Origin of the sequence: Mycolicibacterium flavescens (genome assembly GCF_001722335.1) — a bacterium.
Lineage (GTDB): Bacteria > Actinomycetota > Actinomycetes > Mycobacteriales > Mycobacteriaceae > Mycobacterium > Mycobacterium flavescens.
Genome location: NZ_MIHA01000023.1, coordinates 1 through 16,187 on the forward strand (window position 1 = coordinate 1; position 16,187 = coordinate 16,187).

The window sequence follows — 16,187 nt, forward strand, 5'->3', positions numbered from 1 at the left end:
TCCTCGATGAACGCGCTGGCCACCTCGAAGAAGCCCAACGGTGTCAGGATGAATGCGGCCGGGCCGATTGGCGCGCCCGGTTCGGCGGGCGCGATCGGCGGCAACCCGGGCACTCCCGGCACGCCACCGCCCGGCGGGGCCGCGGGGCCGCCGCCTTCGGGACCTTCGACGGGCGGCTGCTGTTCGGCGCCCTGGGCCGGGATCTGGTAGAGCACCGGCCGGATGTAGAGGCGCGCGGTCTGGCCCAGGTTGCGGGCCTCGCTGCTCTCCTCACCGGGCACGGTGATGACCAGGTTGTTGCCGTCGATGATGACTTCGGAGCCGGACACGCCGAGCCCGTTGACGCGGTCGTTGATGATCTGCTGAGCCTGGATGAGCGCATCGCGCGTGGGAGGTGACCCGTCGGGCGTCCGCGCGGTCAACGTGACACGGGTGCCGCCCTGCAGGTCGATGCCGAGCTTCGGTTCGAGCGTCTTGGTCCCGGTGAAGAACACCAGCAGATAGGCGCCGATGAGCAACGCCAGGAACAGCGATAGGTAGCGGGCAGGGTGAACCGGCGCCGAAGACGATGCCACGTTGCTTCAGGTCTCCTTGAGATCAGTACGTCAGCACCGCAAAGAGTACGGGTTCTTGCTGTGCTGTTGGCCCGCGGACTCAGCCGTCGCTTCGGGTGTTCGGGGTGTCGGTGAGTTCGGTGGCGATCGACTCCTCGTCGGTCACCTCGTCCTCGAACTCGTCGTCCTCGGTGATGCGGTCGCGGACCGCGAGCTTCATCCAGGTGGTCACGACGCCCGGGGCGATCTCCAGGTCCACGTTGTCGTCGGTGATGCCGACGATGGTGCCCTGCAGGCCGGAGGTGGTGTGGATACGGTCACCGACCTCGAGCGAGTTGTGCAGGTCGATGGTGGCCTGCATCGCCTTCTTCTGGCGCCGCGAGGCGAAGAACATGAACGCGCCGAGCACGATGAGCAGAGGAAGGAAGACGAAGGATTCCATGGCAGAACTGTCTTTCGTTAGGTCTAGTGGTGATGGCGCAGCGACGGTCGGGCCACGCGCCCATAAGTGACCAGTGTGCCACTGCGGCCGTCGCGGACCGTGGCCCAGTCGCAATCCGGCCCCGCGCGCTCCGGCCCGGCCGCGAAGCAGAGGCCCCGGTGCGACGGATTCCGTCGCAGTACAGCCATTGAGGAGACGTTTTCACCACGTGCCCCCCGCTTTGCCAACCGGATCGGTGACATCGCGGTTAGGCTCTGGAGACGATGCGCACCCTCGAGCAGAGCCGTCACCTGGCCACCACGATTCCGGGTCCCCGATCGCAGGAGTTGATCGCCCGCAAGGCCGCCGCGGTCTCGCGCGGCATCGGCAACACCATGCCGGTCTACGCCGCGCGCGCGTTCGGCGGGATCGTCGAGGACGTCGACGGCAACCGGCTGATCGACCTGGGCTCGGGCATCGCGGTGACGACGATCGGCAATGCGTCGCCGCGGGTGGTCGACGCGGTCCGCCGGCAGGTGGCCGACTTCACCCACACCTGCTTCATGATCACCCCGTACGAGGGTTACGTCGCGGTCGCCGAACAGTTGAACCGGTTGACACCGGGATCCGGCGAGAAGCGGTCGGCGTTGTTCAACTCCGGTTCGGAGGCCGTCGAGAACGCGGTCAAGATCGCGCGGTCGTACACCGGTAAGTCGGCCGTCGTCTCGTTCGACCACGCCTACCACGGCCGCACCAACCTGACGATGGCGCTGACCGCCAAGTCGATGCCGTACAAGCACGGGTTCGGCCCGTTCGCCCCCGAGATCTACCGCGCGCCGCTGTCGTACCCGTTCCGCGACGCGGAGTTCGGTAAAGAGATCGCCACCGACGGCGCGGTGGCCGCCAAGCGGGCGATCACCGTCATCGAGAAGCAGGTCGGCGCCGACAACCTGGCCGCGGTGCTGATCGAGCCCATCCAGGGCGAGGGCGGCTTCATCGTCCCGGCCGACGGGTTCCTGCCCGCGCTGCGGGACTGGTGCCGCGACAACGACGTGGTGTTCATCGCCGACGAGGTGCAGACCGGCTTCGCGCGCACCGGCGCGATGTTCGCCTGCGAACACGATGGCGTCGAACCCGACCTCATCGTCACCGCCAAGGGCATCGCCGACGGGCTGCCGCTGTCGGCGGTCACCGGGCGCGCCGAAATCATGGACGCCCCGCACGTCAGCGGCCTGGGCGGCACCTACGGCGGCAACCCGCTCGCGTGTGCGGCGGCGCTGGCGACGATCGAGACAATCGAGGCCGACGGCCTGATCGGGCGGGCCCGCGAGATCGAGACGCTGATGAAGGAGCGGCTTCACCGATTGCAGGCCTCCGACGACCGCATCGGCGACGTACGCGGCCGCGGCGCGATGATCGCGATGGAGTTGGTCAAACCCGGCACGCTCGACCCCGATCCGGTGCTGACCGGTCAGCTGTGCGTGGGATGCCACACCGCCGGAGTGATCGTGTTGTCCTGCGGCACCTTCGGCAACGTGCTGCGGTTCCTGCCGCCGCTGACGATCAGCGACGAACTGCTAGTCGAGGGACTCGACGTCCTCGAGCTCGTCCTCAAAGACCTGTGATCGACAAGAGAGGATCAGATGACCAACGAGTTGCGGGTGCAGAACTTCATCGGCGGCGAGCGCGTCGACTCGGCCGGCGGAGCCACCATGCCGCTGGTCGACCCGAGCACCGGTGAGCGGTACGGCACCGCGCCGGTGTCCAACGAGGCCGACATCGACAACGCGTACGCGGCGGCGGCCAAGGCGTTCACCGACTGGAAGCGCAGCACCCCGTCGGTGCGGCAGAAGGCGCTGCTGGACTTCGCCGACGACGTCGAGAAGAACGCGCAGGCGCTGGTGGAGGCCGAGGGCCGCAACACCGGTAAGCCCAATCACGTGACCATGGCCGAGGAAATCCCGCCGATGGTCGACCAGATCCGGTTCTTCGCCGGCGCGGCCCGGATGCTCGAGGGCAAATCCGCGGGCGAGTACATGGAGAATCACACGTCGTGGATCCGGCGCGAACCGGTCGGCGTGGTCGGGCAGGTGGCGCCGTGGAACTACCCGATGATGATGGCGATCTGGAAGTTCTGCCCCGCCATCGCGGCGGGCAACACCGTCGTCATCAAGCCCAGCGACACCACCCCGGCGACGACGGTGATGCTGGCCGAGATCGCCGCCAGGCATTTCCCGCCCGGAGTGCTGAATGTCGTTTGCGGAGACCGCGATACGGGTGCCGCGGTGGTGGCGCACCCGACGCCGCAGATGGTGTCGATCACCGGTTCGGTCGCGGCGGGCCGCGCGGTGGCGGTCAGCGCGGGCGGGCATCTGAAGCGCACGCACCTCGAGTTGGGCGGCAAGGCGCCGGTGATCGTGTTCGACGACAGCGACATCGCATCGGCGGCCGAGGGCATCGCCGAGGCCGGCTACTTCAACGCCGGGCAGGACTGCACCGCGGCGACGCGCGTGCTCGCCACCGCGCGGGTGGCCTCGGAGTTGACCGAGGCGCTGGCCGAGCAGGCGCGGGCGGCGACGACGACGTACGGCAAGTCGGCCGACGACGAGGACGCGTGGGTGCCGCCGGTCAACAACTCCAACCAACTGGAACGGGTGCTGGGTTTCCTCGGTGAGGTGCCGTCACACGCGTCGGTGGCCGCGGGCGGTGGACGCCAGGGCGACAAGGGTTTCTACGTCGAGCCGACGGTGATCGGCGGGCTGCGGCAGGGCGACCGGTTGGTGCAGCAGGAGATCTTCGGCCCGGTCATCACCGTGCAGTCGTTCTCCGACGAGGACGAGGCGATCGCGTGGGCCAACGGCACCGAGTACGGGCTGGCCTCGTCGGTGTGGACCAAGGATGTGTCGCGGGCGCTGCGGGTCTCGGCCGCACTCGATTTCGGTTGCGTGTGGATCAACACCCACATCCCGCTGGTCGCGGAGATGCCGCACGGCGGGTTCAAGTCGTCGGGCCACGGCAAGGACCTGTCGATGTACGGGTTCGAGGACTACACCCGCATCAAGCACGTGATGGCGTACACGGGCTGAGCGGCTAGTGTCCTGAGTCGAAAGTTCAGACACAGCAGTGCGCGGGATTCGGACCGGCCACATGGTGTCGACGTTCTTCGAGATCTGCACGAGGGCTGTGAAACCGCGCTGGTAACGACCCTCATGCAGATCTCGCGGCCCAAAGGACCCATGACGATCTACTGCACCCGATTCAACGACTCACGACACTAGAAGACCGTGGCGCCGATCAACGACGCGACGAAGCGGTGGATCTCGTCGGTGGTGAGCTCGACACCGTCGACCTCGACGTCGATCAGCTGCGAGAGCAGATCGTCCGTCGGCTTCCAGCAGCGCTCGGCGATCTTGAGGTCGACGTACTGGAACAGCGTCTCCTCGTCGAGCGGGGTCATCGGACCGGCTGCCCAGCGGGCGAACATCGGCCAGTCCTCGCGGGGGAAGCCGAACACCTCGCAGACTGCTGTGGCCGAATTCTGGCGTGCGGCAATGGAATCAGTGATACCAGGCCTGTCGGACATGGCGGCCTCCTGCAAGGTGACTATCGACTAACGGTGTGCCGCCGACGCGCAGCAGCATCGGCGACACCAATGGGAACGATTAGATAGCCAGGCTATCTTCCACAAAACCGTCGGTCAGTCACGCAGATCACATTCGGCCGGTGAGTCTCATCGCTTGGATTCGGCGATGCGACGCACGTCACCGTTCCATGCGCGAACAGACGCGAAGTGCCCCGGAAACCCCGGAAAATGGGGCACTTCGCGTCTGCTCGGCGGTAGAGGTGGCTCGGCGGTAGAGGTGGCTCAGCGGTGCGCCAGACGGCCGCCCCGCTGGCGACCGCCCCGGAACATGTCGCGCAGGCCGCGCCGGCGACGCGGCGCGGCGTCGGCGGTGGGGCCGATGACCTCGGTGCGCTGATCGGCCATCACCGGCTGGCCGGCAGTGTCGACGGGTGCGGTGGCGGCCGGTGCGGTCGTCGGTGCGGTGGCCATCGCGGCGCGGTCGGCCCATTCGACGTCGCGCACGCTGCGCACGGAGATCCGGCCGAGCGCCGCCGCGCCGAGGAACACGATCAGCGCGCCGAGACCGTAGAAGTACGCCAGCTCCAGCGCCACGCGTTTGGCTTCGGTGGCCGCGACCGGCACACCGGCGTCGCCGAGGCCGAGCGGGCCGGCCAGTGCCCGTCCGATGATGAACCAGGCACCGCCCGCGACGGCCAGCCAGCCGCCCAGCATCGCGGTCGCCCGATTGCGCGACATCAGCAACAGCAGGCCGCCGAACACGGTGACCACGCCGGGAAGCACGTGCAGCCACCCGCGCCCGGTCGTCCAGGCCCAGGCCCGGTCGGGGCTGAACGCGAAGTCGAACAGCGGTCCGATGAACGGGATCAGCGCGCCCCACGCGCCCAGCAGGATCAACAGCAGCCCGCTCGCCGCGCCGCGACTGCGCGGCATATGCATCCGTCCGCCTCTTGTCGGTACACGTGTATCGGTCATGACGCCTCCTTGGTCGTGACCGGTGGTTACCCAGGTCAGTGACCGGATAACCGCGGTTGGCCAGGTCCGCGGGGCGGCTCGACGACACCCGCAACCGAAGGCCGGACGGGTCGCTGCCGCCACGGCCATCCCGGTGATCCGCTGTCAGGAACCTCGCCCCCGGATTCACAGCGACCTGCCAGCTGGGCGCGGAATAGTTCTACGTGTCAATGCCCTTTCTCTTGGTGGACTCAACGGGGCGTCCTCAAAGCGCTTTTGTCGCAAAGGATTTTCGTGATGACTACTGATTCCCGTGACGCCCGTCTGCAGCGCCGCATCTCCGACCTGTACGCGACCGATCCGCAGTTCGCCGCCGCGCGCCCCGACGACACCATCGCGCGCGCGGTCGAGGACCCCGCGCTGACGTTGCCCCGGCTGATCCGCACCGTGTTCGACGGGTACGCCGACCGGCCGGCGCTCGGGCAGCGCGCTGTCGAGTTCGTCACCGACGAAGCCGGTCGCACCTCCGCGCGGCTTCTCCCCCGCTTCGACACGATCACCTACCGCGAGCTGTCCGACCGCGTCGACGCCTTCGCCGCGGCGCTCACCGCCGACGGCGTCCAGCCCGGTGACCGCGTCGCGATCCTCGGTTTCACCAGCGTCGACTACACCACCGTCGACCTGGCGCTGATGCAGATCGGTGCGGTGTCGGTGCCGATGCAGACCAGCGCACCGGCCGCCCAGCTGCGGCCCATCGCGGTCGAAACCGAACCGGTCGCGGTGGCTTCGCACGTCGACTTCCTGCCCGACGCGGTGGACGTGATGCTCACCGGGCACCTGCCACACCGGTTGGTGGTGTTCGACTTCCACCCCGAGCTCGACGACCACCGCGCCGCGCTCGCCGAGGCCGAGTCGCGGCTGGCCGACACGGCCGTCGCCGTCGAGATCCTCGACGACGTGCTGGCCCGCGGCCGCTCGCTGCCCGCCCCCGCGCCCTACGACGGCGCCGGCGACGATCTCGCGCTGTTGATCTACACCTCCGGCAGCACCGGTGCGCCGAAGGGCGCGATGTACCAACGGCGCATGGTGAAGTACACGTGGCACCGGGCCGGTGCGCAAATGTGGGGCGGCGGGCAGGCGTTGCCGTCGATCACGCTGAATTTCATGCCGATGAGCCACATCATGGGCCGCGGCATTCTCTACGCCACCCTCGGCGCCGGTGGGACCGGGTATTTCGTTGCACGCAGCGATCTTTCGACCCTTTTCGAGGATCTGTCACTGGTCCGGCCGACGCAATTGAGCTTCGTTCCGCGAATCTGGGACATGCTGTTCCAGAAGTTCCAGAGCGACGTGGACCGGCGGGTCGCCGAGGGCGCCGACCGCTGGGCCGCCGAAACCGACGTGCTGGCCGACCTGCGACAGAACCTGCTCGGCTGCCGGTTCGTCTCGGCGATGACGGGATCCGCCCCCATCTCGAGCGAGATGAAGACTTTCGTCGAAACGCTGCTCGACCTACACCTGAGCGATGGCTACGGATCGACCGAGGCGGGCGCCGTGTTCGTCGACGGGCAGGTGGTACGGCCGTCCGTGATCGACTACAAGCTCGTCGACGTCCCCGAACTCGGCTATTTCCGCACCGACCGCCCTCATCCGCGCGGCGAGTTGCTGGTCAAGACCGAAACCATCTTTCCGGGCTACTACAAGCGCCCCGAGACCACCGCGGAGGTGTTCGACGCCGACGGCTACTACAAGACCGGCGACGTGGTGGCCGAGATCGGCCGAGACCAGCTCGTCTACCTCGACCGGCGCAACAACGTGCTCAAACTGTCGCAGGGCGAGTTCGTCACCGTCTCCAAACTCGAAGCGGTGTACGGCAACAGCCCGCTGGTGCATCAGATCTTCGTGTACGGCAACAGCGCCCGCTCCTACCTGCTGGCCGTGGTGGTACCCACCGAGGACGCACAGGCCCGCTACGAAGGCGCGGCGCTGAAAGCCGCGCTCTCCGAGTCGCTGCAGGACGTCGCCAGGGCGGCGGGCCTGCAGTCCTACGAGATACCGCGCGATTTCCTCATCGAGACAACGCCGTTCACGCTCGAGAACGGTCTGCTCACCGGTATCCGCAAGCTCGCGCGTCCACGGCTCAAGGAGTTCTACGGTGAACGCCTCGAGCAGCTCTACACCGAGCTGGCCGACACCCAGACCCAGGAACTGCGCGAGCTGCGCGCGCACGGCGCCCAAGCGCCGGTCATCGACACCGTCAGCCGCGCCGCCGGCGCACTGCTCGGCGCGTCGGCGGCCGAACTGGCACCCGACGCGCACTTCACCGATCTGGGCGGAGATTCGCTGTCGGCGTTGACGTTCGGCAACCTGCTGCAGGACATCTACGACATCGAGGTACCGGTGGGCGTCATCGTCAGCCCGGCCAACGACCTCGCCGCGCTGTCCGCCTACATCGAGACCGCGCGCCAACCCGGCAGGGGCCGGCCGACCTACGACGGCGTGCACGGCCGCGACGCGGTCGAGGTGCACGCCGCCGACCTGACGCTCGACAAGTTCATCGACCCCGACGTCCTGGCGGCAGCACCGTCCCTGCCGGGCCCGGCGCCCGAGGTGCGCACCGTGCTGCTGACCGGCGCGACCGGTTTCCTCGGCCGGTACCTGGCTTTGGAGTGGCTGGAGCGGATGGCTCTGGTCGGCGGCACCGTCATCTGCCTGGTGCGCGCACGTGACGACGCCGCGGCACGCGTCCGGCTGGACCAAACGTTCGACTCCGGTGACTCCCAATTGCTCCGGCACTACCGGGAATTGGCCGCCGAGCACCTCGAGGTGATCGCCGGCGACAAGGGCGAAGCCGACCTCGGACTGGACCCGCACACCTGGAAGCGGCTGGCGGACACCGTCGACCTCATCGTCGATCCCGCCGCGCTGGTCAACCATGTGCTGCCCTACAGCCAGCTGTTCGGCCCCAACGTGGTGGGGACCGCCGAACTCATCCGGCTGGCGATCACCACGAGGATCAAACCGTACGTCTACGTGTCGACGATCGGTGTCGGCGCGGGCATCGCGCCGGGACAGTTCACCGAGGACGGCGACATCCGCGTGATCAGCCCGACGCGCACCGTCGACGACAGCTACGCCAACGGCTACTCCAACAGCAAATGGGCCGGGGAGGTGCTACTGCGTGAGGCGCATGATCTGTGCGGGCTGCCGGCGGCGGTGTTCCGCTGCGACATGATCCTGGCCGACACCAGCTACTCCGGACAGCTCAACGTGCCCGACATGTTCACCCGGCTGATCCTGAGCCTCGTGGCCAGCGGCATCGCCCCGTTCTCGTTCTACGAGACCGACGTTGACGGCAACCGGCAACGCGCCCACTACGACGGACTGCCGGTCGAGTTCATTGCCGAGGCCATCTCGACGCTGGGTGTTCAGGTCGGCCACGACGCGCAGTTCGAGACCTACCATGTGATGAACCCGTACGACGACGGCATCGGGCTCGACGAGTACGTCGACTGGATCATCGAGGCCGGCTATCCCGTCGAACGCGTCGATGACTACGCGAGCTGGTTGCAACGGTTCGAGACCGCGGTGCGCGCGCTGCCCGAACGGCAGCGCCAAGCGTCCTTGCTGCCGCTGCTGCACAACTACCAGCACCCGGAGGTGCCGGTTCGCGGATCGCTGGCCCCGACCGACCGGTTCCGGACCGCGGTGCAGGACGCCAAAATCGGTCCGGACAAGGACATTCCGCACGTCACCCGCGAGGTGATCGTCAAGTACGTCACCGATCTCCAGCGGCTGGGCCTGCTGTAACCGCTGACGTCACCCGCCGGAGCGGACACGCTCAACGACGTCGATGATGTTGTCGGAGACGAATTTCGGCTGATACAGCATCAGATTGTGTCCGCTGCCGGTGGCGACGACGTTGGCGGTACCCAGCTCGGCGGCCAGCAGATCGTTGGCGGCATGGATCTGAGCGAGCGTGTAGTTCTCCGGGGTCACCGCCGCGGGAGCGGGAAACTTGTCGGCGCTCAGCACGATCGACGGCACCCGCGGCAGCGGCGGCGCGTCGCGGATGCGGGCGAACGCGTCGCTCATCAGCACGCCTTCTCCCCCCGGTTCCGGTGGTGCCGCGGAGTCGCGTTCGAACGCCGCGTTCTGCGCGGGGCTGCCCAGCGTCATCAGGTACTCCGACACCCCGTCGACCATCACGATGCCGGCCACCAGCTGGGGATGTGTCCGGGCGAGCAGGTCGAGGATCAGCCCGCCGTAGGAGTGCGCCGCGAACACGAACGGGCCATCCAGTCCCGCCGCGCCGAGAAGCGCGACCAGGTCCTCGACGTCCTGCGCAACGGTGTGCGGCTGGTGTACCGGCGTGGACCGGTCGACGCCGTCGGGGCGTGTGTCGGGTCGGTCGTAGGCGCAGATCCGGGTGGTCCTCGCCACGGTGGGTTGCACCGCGTCGGGGCCCGCGACGAACCGGGCCTGCTCGATCAGGTCGAACCGGGAGGCCCGGATCGGGTCGTCGGGTGGGATGACGACGTTCCATACCTCGGCGTAGCTGCCCTTGCCCGGGATGACGAACACCGGCGGCGAGCCTTGCCCCTGGCACTGCAGAAACAGTTGCCGGCCGTGACCGATATCCACCGGGCCCACCGGTTCCGCGGCGGTCTGCGCGGCGACCGGCGGCGCACCGCAAGCCCCCAGGGCCAGAAGTGCGAGCGAGACGCTCAGCCATCGCCGCACCTCGATGACGCTACAGCGTGACGGCGATACCGAGCAGCACAACCGCGATCAGGGGGAAGACGCCCTGTACGACGGCGGCGCGTGCCTTGTCCGGCGACGACACCAGCAGGACGACGGCCGCGGCCAGCATCGAACCGACGCCGGCGAAGATGAGCGCGATGCCGACGTAGTTGTAGCCGAGCCCGCCGATCACGATGCCCGCCGCGGTGACGATCGCCAGGAACAGGTTGTAGAACCCCTGGTTGAAGGCGAGTTCCTTGGTGGCCAGCGCCTGTTCCTCGGTCAGCCCGAACGTCGCGCGGGTGCGCGGCGAGGTCCAGGTGAACGACTCCATCACCCAGATGTAGACGTGCAGCAGCGCGGCCAGCGCCGCGAAGAACAGGCCTGCGAATCCCATTACGCACCTACGCTTTCCACGCGGACCACCGGCGGAATCGCCAACATCAACAGACCGGTCAGCGCCATCCAGGCGATCACACAGTAGGCGCCGGTGAGCCCGATCCACGTGTGCAGCAACGCGGGCACCGCGAGCACAGCCAACGCCGCCGACCATTTGGGCAGCACCGCGGTTCGCCACACGATGTAGCCGGTGGCCACGATCAGTGCGGCCGAACCGATGTGGCTGTAGTGGTACAGCCAGACCGCGAGCCCGAGGAACGGCTGCGAATACTGCACCACCGTCGCGTCGGCGAACTGCAGCGTCGCCGCAGGCACCGCGACCTCGGCCGCGAGCCCGGCGGCGGTCAGCGCGACGAACACCGCACCGCCGATCAGCGCCGCGTACACCGCCCCGGTGGGCCCGGCCGCCGAGCGCAGCATCGAGACCAGCACCGCGACGAACAGCAGACCGAACACCAGGTGCAGCAGCGGGATCGCACCATTGGTGGTGAGAAGCGATGAGGCACTGTCGAAATAGGCCTGTTCGTCGCCGGCGGCCTCCGGTGAACCGGCCGTATACGCCGGTACCGCGGCGATCGCCGAGCAGATCCCCAGTGCTCCGCCCACCCTGATGGTGCCGCTTCCCATCGGTCCCCTCCTAGTCGAACAACCCGACCTGTCCCAGACCGCCGGCCCCGGCGGGCGGTGTCATCCCCAGATGAGTCCAGGCCAGCGCGGTGGCGACCCGGCCGCGCGGCGTTCGCGCGATCATCCCGGCGCGCACCAGGAACGGCTCGCACACTTCCTCGACGGTGGCCGCCTCTTCGCCGACCGCGACGGCCAGCGTCGACACCCCGACCGGTCCCCCGCCGAAACTCTTTGTCAGCGCGGTCAATACCGCGCGGTCGAGTCGGTCCAGGCCGAGCTCGTCGACGTCGTAGACCTCCAGTGCGGCCTTGGCGACGTCGCGGGTGATCACCCCGTCGGCGCGCACTTCGGCGTAGTCACGGACCCGGCGCAGCAGCCGGTTCGCGATGCGCGGGGTGCCGCGCGAGCGCCGGGCGATCTCGGCCCCAGCGTCGGCGCCGAGTTCGATGCCGAGGATGCCCGCCGATCGGCTCAGCACCCGTTCGAGTTCGGCGGGCTCGTAGAAGTCCATGTGGGCGGTGAAGCCGAACCGGTCGCGCAGCGGGCCGGTCAGCGCCCCCGACCGGGTGGTCGCCCCGACGAGGGTGAACGGCGCGACCTCCAACGGAATCGAGGTGGCCCCGGGGCCCTTGCCGACGACGACGTCGACCCGGAAGTCTTCCATCGCCAGGTAGAGCATCTCCTCGGCCGGCCGCGCGATGCGGTGGATCTCGTCGATGAACAACACGTCGTGCTCGACCAGGTTCGACAGCATCGCGGCCAGATCACCGGCGCGTTCGAGCGCGGGCCCGGAGGTGACCCGCAGCGACGAGCCGAGTTCGGCCGCGATGATCATCGCCAGCGACGTCTTGCCGAGCCCGGGTGGACCGGAGAGCAGGATGTGATCCGGTGTGCCGCCGCGGTTCTTGGCGCCCTCGATCACCAGCTGGAGCTGTTCGCGCACGCGGGCCTGGCCGATGAACTCGCGCAGCGAGCGCGGCCGCAGGCTGGCGTCGATGTCGCCCTCGCCGACGGTCAGTGCCGGCGAGACCTCGCGCTCCTCGGGTGCGTCGTCGTCGTCGGTGAACCGGCTCATCGGTTACTTCTTACCCAGCATCGACAGTGCGGCGCGCAGCGCGGTGGACTGGGTGGCCTCCGGATCGTTGGCCAGCACCTTGTCGGTGGCCTCCTCGGCCTGTTTGACCGCGAAACCCAGCCCGACGAGCGCCTCGACCACCGGGGTGCGCACCGAATGCCCGCTCACCGTCGTCGCGCCCGACGGCGAGGACAGCCCGACCTTGTCGCGCAGGCTCAGCGCCATCAGCTCGGCGGTCTTCTTGCCGACCTTCGGGATTCGGGTCAGCGCGGTGATGTCGGCGTCGCCGATCGCCTGGCGCAGCGTGGGGCCGTCGTACATGGCCAGCGCGCCCAGCGCGATGCTCGGCCCGATCCCGGAGACGCCCAGCAGGGTCAGGAACAGGTCGCGGGCATCGGCGTCGGCGAACCCGTACAGCGTCTGGGAGTCCTCGCGCACGATCATCGCGGTGATCAGCCGGGCTTCGCTGCCGCGGCGCAGCGTGGCCAGCGTCGACGGGGTCGCCATCACCTTGTAGCCCACGCCCGCGGCCTCGATCACCACGTGGTCGAGTGCGATGTCGAGAACCTCACCGCGTACCGATGCGATCATCGTGTCGCCTTCGCTTTCGCCTTGAGGGTGGCCCGGTATTTGCGTTGCTGCTCGGCGGCCAACGCCTCCGCGGCCGCCATCCGCGCGATCATCGGGGCGCGCCAGCAGTGGCAGATAGCCAGCGCCAGCGCGTCGGCCGCGTCGGCCGGTGTCGGTTTGGTCTGCAGCGCAAGGATTCTGGTGACCATGGCGGTGACCTGAGCTTTGTCGGCGTTGCCGTTGCCGGTGACCGCGGCCTTGACTTCGCTCGGCGTGTGGAAGTGCACGTCGATGTCGCGTCGGGCGGCGGCCAGCGCGATGACGCCGCCGGCCTGGGCGGTGCCCATCGCGGTGTTGGCGTTCTGGTTGGCGAACACCCGCTCGATCGCGATGACGTCGGGCCGGTGGGTGTCCATCCAGTACTCGACCGCTTCGCTGATCGCCAGCAGCCGGCGGTGCAGCGGCTCGTCGGACGGGGTGCGCACCACGTCGACGTCCAGGGCGACGACCTGCCGGCCCTTACCGCTCTCGATGACGGACAGGCCGCACCGCGTCAACCCGGGGTCGACTCCCATCACACGCACGCCAGGCCCCTTCTGTGAACATCTGTTCGAGAGCTTAGCCGCCGCGCCGGACACCGCCGGGCAGGACACGCCGCTTGACTTCGCACACCGCACCGGCTGTGTCACGCACCACTGCCACGCAGTAATTGTGCTTGTGAGACGGCCGATTCCGCGCGCGACGCCCCGGATTGAGATGTGACTCGGACGGGTATCGCGGCTAGCGTCGCGAAAAGACCTGACCCCGATTCGTGGAGTGAACCTCATCCCCATGCCGGACGAGACCGAACTGCAGACCGCAAGCAATATCGCCGTCACCGCCGCCTGGGCGGCCGGTGCGATCGCCGCTGTGTACGTGTTCGGGGTGATCGTGACCTGGGTGCTGGCCCGGATCAGCCGCCGTAGCGATCTGATCCGCGACATCGAGATCCTCACCCGCAAGCCGGTGCGCATGCTGATGATGGTGATCGCCGCCACGGTCGCGGTCCGGCGCACCTCGGACACGTCCGACAGCTGGCGCGGCTGGGTCGACCACTGGCTGTTGATCCTGCTCCTGGCGTCGATCACGTGGCTGATGACAGGCCTGGTGCGGGTCGTCGAGCGGCGGATGATCGCGCGCTACGGCGGCGGTGGCGAGGAGATCTCCGACGCCGACCGGCTGTGGCGACGGGTGCGCACGCAGGTCACCGTGCTTCGGCGGCTCGCGATCGCAGTCGTCGTCGTCCTCGGCGGCGCGGCGATCCTGATGACCTTCCCGTCGTTCTCGGACATCGGCACGACGGTGTTCGCCTCCGCCGGTGTGTTGTCGGTGGTCGCCGGCCTGGCCGCGCAGACGTCGCTGGGTGCGGTGTTCGCCGGTATGCAGATCGCGTTCTCCGGGGCGATCCGCGTCGGGGACATCGTGCAGCTCGAGAACGGTCAGTGGTGGGGCCGCATCGAGGAGATCACGCTGACCTACGTCGTCGTGCGGATCTGGGACGAGCGGCGCCTGGTGCTGCCGTCGAGCTACTTCACCACCGAGCCGTTCGAGAACTGGACGCGCAGCGCCACCGAGATCATGGGCACCGTCGAGTTCGATGTCGACTTCAACGTCCCGATCAACGACATGCGCGCCGAGCTGGACCGGCTGCTGTCCGAGAGCGACCTGTGGGACGGCCGCCGCGGCGTGCTGCAGGTGACCGACGCGGTCGGCGGTGTGGTCCGCGTCCGCGTCGTCGTCAGCGCCCACAACGCCGGGGCGCTCTACGACCTGCAGTGCGCCGTGCGCGAGGGCCTGGTCGACTGGGTGCAGCGCACTGGAGGCGTGGTGCCGATCCAGCGCATCCAGCCCGCCGCGCCGCCGCCGGAGCCGCAGGCACGTCGCGAAGCCGGTGAGACCAAGCGGGTGGCCGCGGGCATCTTCTCCGGCAGCCCGGAAGCCGAGGAGCGGGCCAAGGCGTTCGACCACACAGTCGACTGCGAGGACGACGAACTCGTGCGGTCCAACGGCAGCCACTGACCGGCCGGGCCCGATAATGAGCGGATGACGTTCAGCGGGCCGACCGAGGACCGGCAACTGATCCGGGAACGCCTCGAGAACTACAGCGACGCGGTGACCCGCAAAGATCTCGAGGCGTACCTGGCGTGCTGGACCGACGACGGCCGTCGCACCGGCTCCGGCGGCGAGTGCCGCGGCAAGGACGAGCTACGCGAGCACTGGCACGGCATCTTCACCGCGATCGAGCAGATGGCGTTCTTCACGCAGATGGCGTCGCTGAGCGTGCAGGGCGAGCGCGCCGAGGCGCGGTCGTACTGCCTGGAGTTCCTGCGGCTGCGTGATCAACCCGTGCGGCAACTGGTCGGCGAGTACGTCGACGAGTTGGTGCGGGTCGACGGCGACTGGCTGTTCGCCCACCGCCACTACCGGGTCGCGATGAACCTCTAATCCTCGTCGAGTTCGGCGGCGACCTCGTCGGAGATGTCGATGTTGGTGTAGACGTCCTGGACGTCGTCGAGGTCCTCGAGCGCGTCGACCAGCTTCATGATCTTGCGTGCGCCGTCGGCGTCGAGCGGGACGGTGACCGAGGGCTCGAAACCCGCCTCGGCGGACTCGTAGTCGATGCCGGCATCCTGCAAAGCCGTGCGTACCGCGACGAGATCAGTTGGCTCGCACAGGATTTGGTAGCTGTCACCGAGATCGGTGACGTCCTCGGCGCCCGCCTCGAGCACGGCCGTCAACACGTCGTCCTCGCTGAGGTCGTTCTTCTCCAGCGTGATGACGCCCTTGCGGGAGAACAGGTAGGCCACCGAGCCGGGGTCGGCCATGTTGCCGCCGTTGCGGGTCATCGCGACCCGCACCTCACCGGCCGCGCGGTTGCGGTTGTCGGTCAGGCACTCGATGAGCACCGCGACGCCGTTGGGGCCGTACCCCTCGTACGTGATGTTCTGGTACTCGGCGCCGCCGGCTTCCTCACCGCTGCCGCGCTTGCGGGCGCGTTCGATGTTGTCGTTGGGCACCGACGACTTCTTGGCCTTCTGGATGGCGTCGTAGAGCGTCGGGTTGCCGGCCGGGTCGCCGCCGCCGACACGCGCGGCGACCTCGATGTTCTTGATCAGCTTGGCGAACATCTTGCCGCGTCGGGCGTCGATGACCGCCTTTTTGTGCTTGGTGGTGGCCCACTTGGAATGGCCGCTCATGCAGGTAGTACCTCTCCTGTGCGCT

At 68.4% G+C, this 16,187-nt stretch carries 15 protein-coding genes and 1 pseudogene; 5 read left to right on the top strand and 11 right to left on the bottom strand.

Annotated elements, in window-relative coordinates; all coding sequences use genetic code 11:
- Together BHQ18_RS24055 and yajC are read right to left on the bottom strand one after the other, a co-directional pair.
- Window positions 1-575 (bottom strand): annotated as a pseudogene (locus tag BHQ18_RS24055) (protein translocase subunit SecD); the annotation flags it as partial.
- A 79-nt stretch (window positions 576-654) separates the two neighbouring features.
- Window positions 655-996, bottom strand: a complete 342-nt coding sequence (gene yajC / locus BHQ18_RS24060; protein ID WP_069416174.1) for a preprotein translocase subunit YajC — start codon at window positions 994-996, stop codon at window positions 655-657.
- 263 nt (window positions 997-1,259) lie between these two features.
- On the opposite strand from yajC, the gene gabT reads away from it, so the two are divergent.
- Both gabT and BHQ18_RS24070 read left to right on the top strand, forming a co-directional pair.
- On the top strand, window positions 1,260-2,600 hold the full coding sequence (gabT, locus tag BHQ18_RS24065; protein ID WP_069416175.1) for a 4-aminobutyrate--2-oxoglutarate transaminase: 1,341 nt from the start codon (window positions 1,260-1,262) through the stop codon (window positions 2,598-2,600).
- Between the two features lie 18 nt (window positions 2,601-2,618).
- Window positions 2,619-4,061 carry a gamma-aminobutyraldehyde dehydrogenase gene (locus tag BHQ18_RS24070; protein WP_069416176.1) on the top strand — a complete coding sequence of 481 codons (1,443 nt, stop codon included), beginning with the start codon at window positions 2,619-2,621 and terminating at the stop codon, window positions 4,059-4,061.
- 188 nt (window positions 4,062-4,249) lie between these two features.
- Here the strand turns inward: BHQ18_RS24070 and BHQ18_RS24075 are convergent, their stop codons facing one another.
- Window positions 4,250-4,558 (bottom strand): cytochrome P450 family protein, encoded by a 309-nt coding sequence (locus BHQ18_RS24075; RefSeq protein WP_069416177.1) that lies wholly within the window; start codon window positions 4,556-4,558, stop codon window positions 4,250-4,252.
- Between the two features lie 282 nt (window positions 4,559-4,840).
- Window positions 4,841-5,533 carry a hypothetical protein gene (locus tag BHQ18_RS24080; protein ID WP_069416178.1) on the bottom strand — a complete coding sequence of 231 codons (693 nt, stop codon included), beginning with the start codon at window positions 5,531-5,533 and terminating at the stop codon, window positions 4,841-4,843.
- A gap of 276 nt (window positions 5,534-5,809) precedes the next feature.
- Here BHQ18_RS24080 and car point away from each other — a divergent pair, with 276 nt between their 5' ends.
- Window positions 5,810-9,322 carry a carboxylic acid reductase gene (gene car / locus BHQ18_RS24085; protein WP_069416179.1) on the top strand — a complete coding sequence of 1,171 codons (3,513 nt, stop codon included), beginning with the start codon at window positions 5,810-5,812 and terminating at the stop codon, window positions 9,320-9,322.
- 9 nt (window positions 9,323-9,331) lie between these two features.
- Here car and BHQ18_RS24090 read toward each other — a convergent pair whose 3' ends face one another.
- The 6 genes from BHQ18_RS24090 to ruvC are packed head-to-tail and all read right to left on the bottom strand — an operon-like array spanning window position 9,332 to window position 13,510.
- On the bottom strand, window positions 9,332-10,255 hold the full coding sequence (locus tag BHQ18_RS24090; protein ID WP_234794300.1) for an alpha/beta fold hydrolase: 924 nt from the start codon (window positions 10,253-10,255) through the stop codon (window positions 9,332-9,334).
- A gap of 10 nt (window positions 10,256-10,265) precedes the next feature.
- On the bottom strand, window positions 10,266-10,652 hold the full coding sequence (locus tag BHQ18_RS24095; protein ID WP_069416181.1) for a DUF1304 domain-containing protein: 387 nt from the start codon (window positions 10,650-10,652) through the stop codon (window positions 10,266-10,268).
- On the bottom strand, window positions 10,652-11,281 hold the full coding sequence (locus BHQ18_RS24100) for a hypothetical protein (protein ID WP_069416182.1): 630 nt from the start codon (window positions 11,279-11,281) through the stop codon (window positions 10,652-10,654). Before BHQ18_RS24100 ends, BHQ18_RS24095 begins: the two co-directional genes overlap by 1 nt.
- Before the next feature lie 10 nt (window positions 11,282-11,291).
- Complete coding sequence (gene ruvB, locus BHQ18_RS24105; RefSeq protein ID WP_069416183.1) at window positions 11,292-12,356, bottom strand: Holliday junction branch migration DNA helicase RuvB; 1,065 nt, start codon at window positions 12,354-12,356, stop codon at window positions 11,292-11,294.
- 3 nt (window positions 12,357-12,359) lie between these two features.
- Window positions 12,360-12,947, bottom strand: a complete 588-nt coding sequence (ruvA, locus tag BHQ18_RS24110; RefSeq protein WP_069416184.1) for a Holliday junction branch migration protein RuvA — start codon at window positions 12,945-12,947, stop codon at window positions 12,360-12,362.
- Window positions 12,944-13,510 (bottom strand): crossover junction endodeoxyribonuclease RuvC, encoded by a 567-nt coding sequence (gene ruvC, locus BHQ18_RS24115; protein ID WP_069416185.1) that lies wholly within the window; start codon window positions 13,508-13,510, stop codon window positions 12,944-12,946. Before ruvC ends, ruvA begins: the two co-directional genes overlap by 4 nt.
- A gap of 247 nt (window positions 13,511-13,757) precedes the next feature.
- Here ruvC and BHQ18_RS24120 point away from each other — a divergent pair, with 247 nt between their 5' ends.
- Both BHQ18_RS24120 and BHQ18_RS24125 read left to right on the top strand, forming a co-directional pair.
- Complete coding sequence (locus BHQ18_RS24120; RefSeq protein WP_069416266.1) at window positions 13,758-14,984, top strand: mechanosensitive ion channel family protein; 1,227 nt, start codon at window positions 13,758-13,760, stop codon at window positions 14,982-14,984.
- A 24-nt stretch (window positions 14,985-15,008) separates the two neighbouring features.
- Window positions 15,009-15,410: a YybH family protein gene (locus tag BHQ18_RS24125; protein WP_069416186.1), complete on the top strand. Its 402-nt coding sequence runs from the start codon at window positions 15,009-15,011 to the stop codon at window positions 15,408-15,410.
- Here the strand turns inward: BHQ18_RS24125 and BHQ18_RS24130 are convergent.
- The gene (locus BHQ18_RS24130; RefSeq protein ID WP_069416187.1) at window positions 15,407-16,162 is read right to left on the bottom strand and encodes a YebC/PmpR family DNA-binding transcriptional regulator; all 756 of its coding nucleotides are present in this window, start codon (window positions 16,160-16,162) and stop codon (window positions 15,407-15,409) included. The two genes, BHQ18_RS24125 and BHQ18_RS24130, sit on opposite strands and share 4 nt — an antisense overlap.
- Window positions 16,163-16,187: the final 25 nt, after the last annotated feature.

What these genes read in the sequence shown, in the direction of transcription:
- yajC (WP_069416174.1), bottom strand. Translation starts at nt 996, where the DNA reads ATGGAATCCTTCGTCTTCCTTCCTCTGCTCATCGTGCTCGGCGCGTTC.
- BHQ18_RS24070 (WP_069416176.1), top strand. Translation starts at nt 2,619, where the DNA reads ATGACCAACGAGTTGCGGGTGCAGAACTTCATCGGCGGCGAGCGCGTC.
- BHQ18_RS24075 (WP_069416177.1), bottom strand. Translation starts at nt 4,558, where the DNA reads ATGTCCGACAGGCCTGGTATCACTGATTCCATTGCCGCACGCCAGAAT.
- car (WP_069416179.1), top strand. Translation starts at nt 5,810, where the DNA reads ATGACTACTGATTCCCGTGACGCCCGTCTGCAGCGCCGCATCTCCGAC.
- BHQ18_RS24095 (WP_069416181.1), bottom strand. Translation starts at nt 10,652, where the DNA reads ATGGGATTCGCAGGCCTGTTCTTCGCGGCGCTGGCCGCGCTGCTGCAC.
- BHQ18_RS24080 (WP_069416178.1), bottom strand. Translation starts at nt 5,533, where the DNA reads ATGACCGATACACGTGTACCGACAAGAGGCGGACGGATGCATATGCCG.
- BHQ18_RS24100 (WP_069416182.1), bottom strand. Translation starts at nt 11,281, where the DNA reads ATGGGAAGCGGCACCATCAGGGTGGGCGGAGCACTGGGGATCTGCTCG.
- ruvB (WP_069416183.1), bottom strand. Translation starts at nt 12,356, where the DNA reads ATGAGCCGGTTCACCGACGACGACGACGCACCCGAGGAGCGCGAGGTC.
- BHQ18_RS24125 (WP_069416186.1), top strand. Translation starts at nt 15,009, where the DNA reads ATGACGTTCAGCGGGCCGACCGAGGACCGGCAACTGATCCGGGAACGC.
- BHQ18_RS24120 (WP_069416266.1), top strand. Translation starts at nt 13,758, where the DNA reads ATGCCGGACGAGACCGAACTGCAGACCGCAAGCAATATCGCCGTCACC.
- BHQ18_RS24130 (WP_069416187.1), bottom strand. Translation starts at nt 16,162, where the DNA reads ATGAGCGGCCATTCCAAGTGGGCCACCACCAAGCACAAAAAGGCGGTC.
- gabT (WP_069416175.1), top strand. Translation starts at nt 1,260, where the DNA reads ATGCGCACCCTCGAGCAGAGCCGTCACCTGGCCACCACGATTCCGGGT.
- ruvA (WP_069416184.1), bottom strand. Translation starts at nt 12,947, where the DNA reads ATGATCGCATCGGTACGCGGTGAGGTTCTCGACATCGCACTCGACCAC.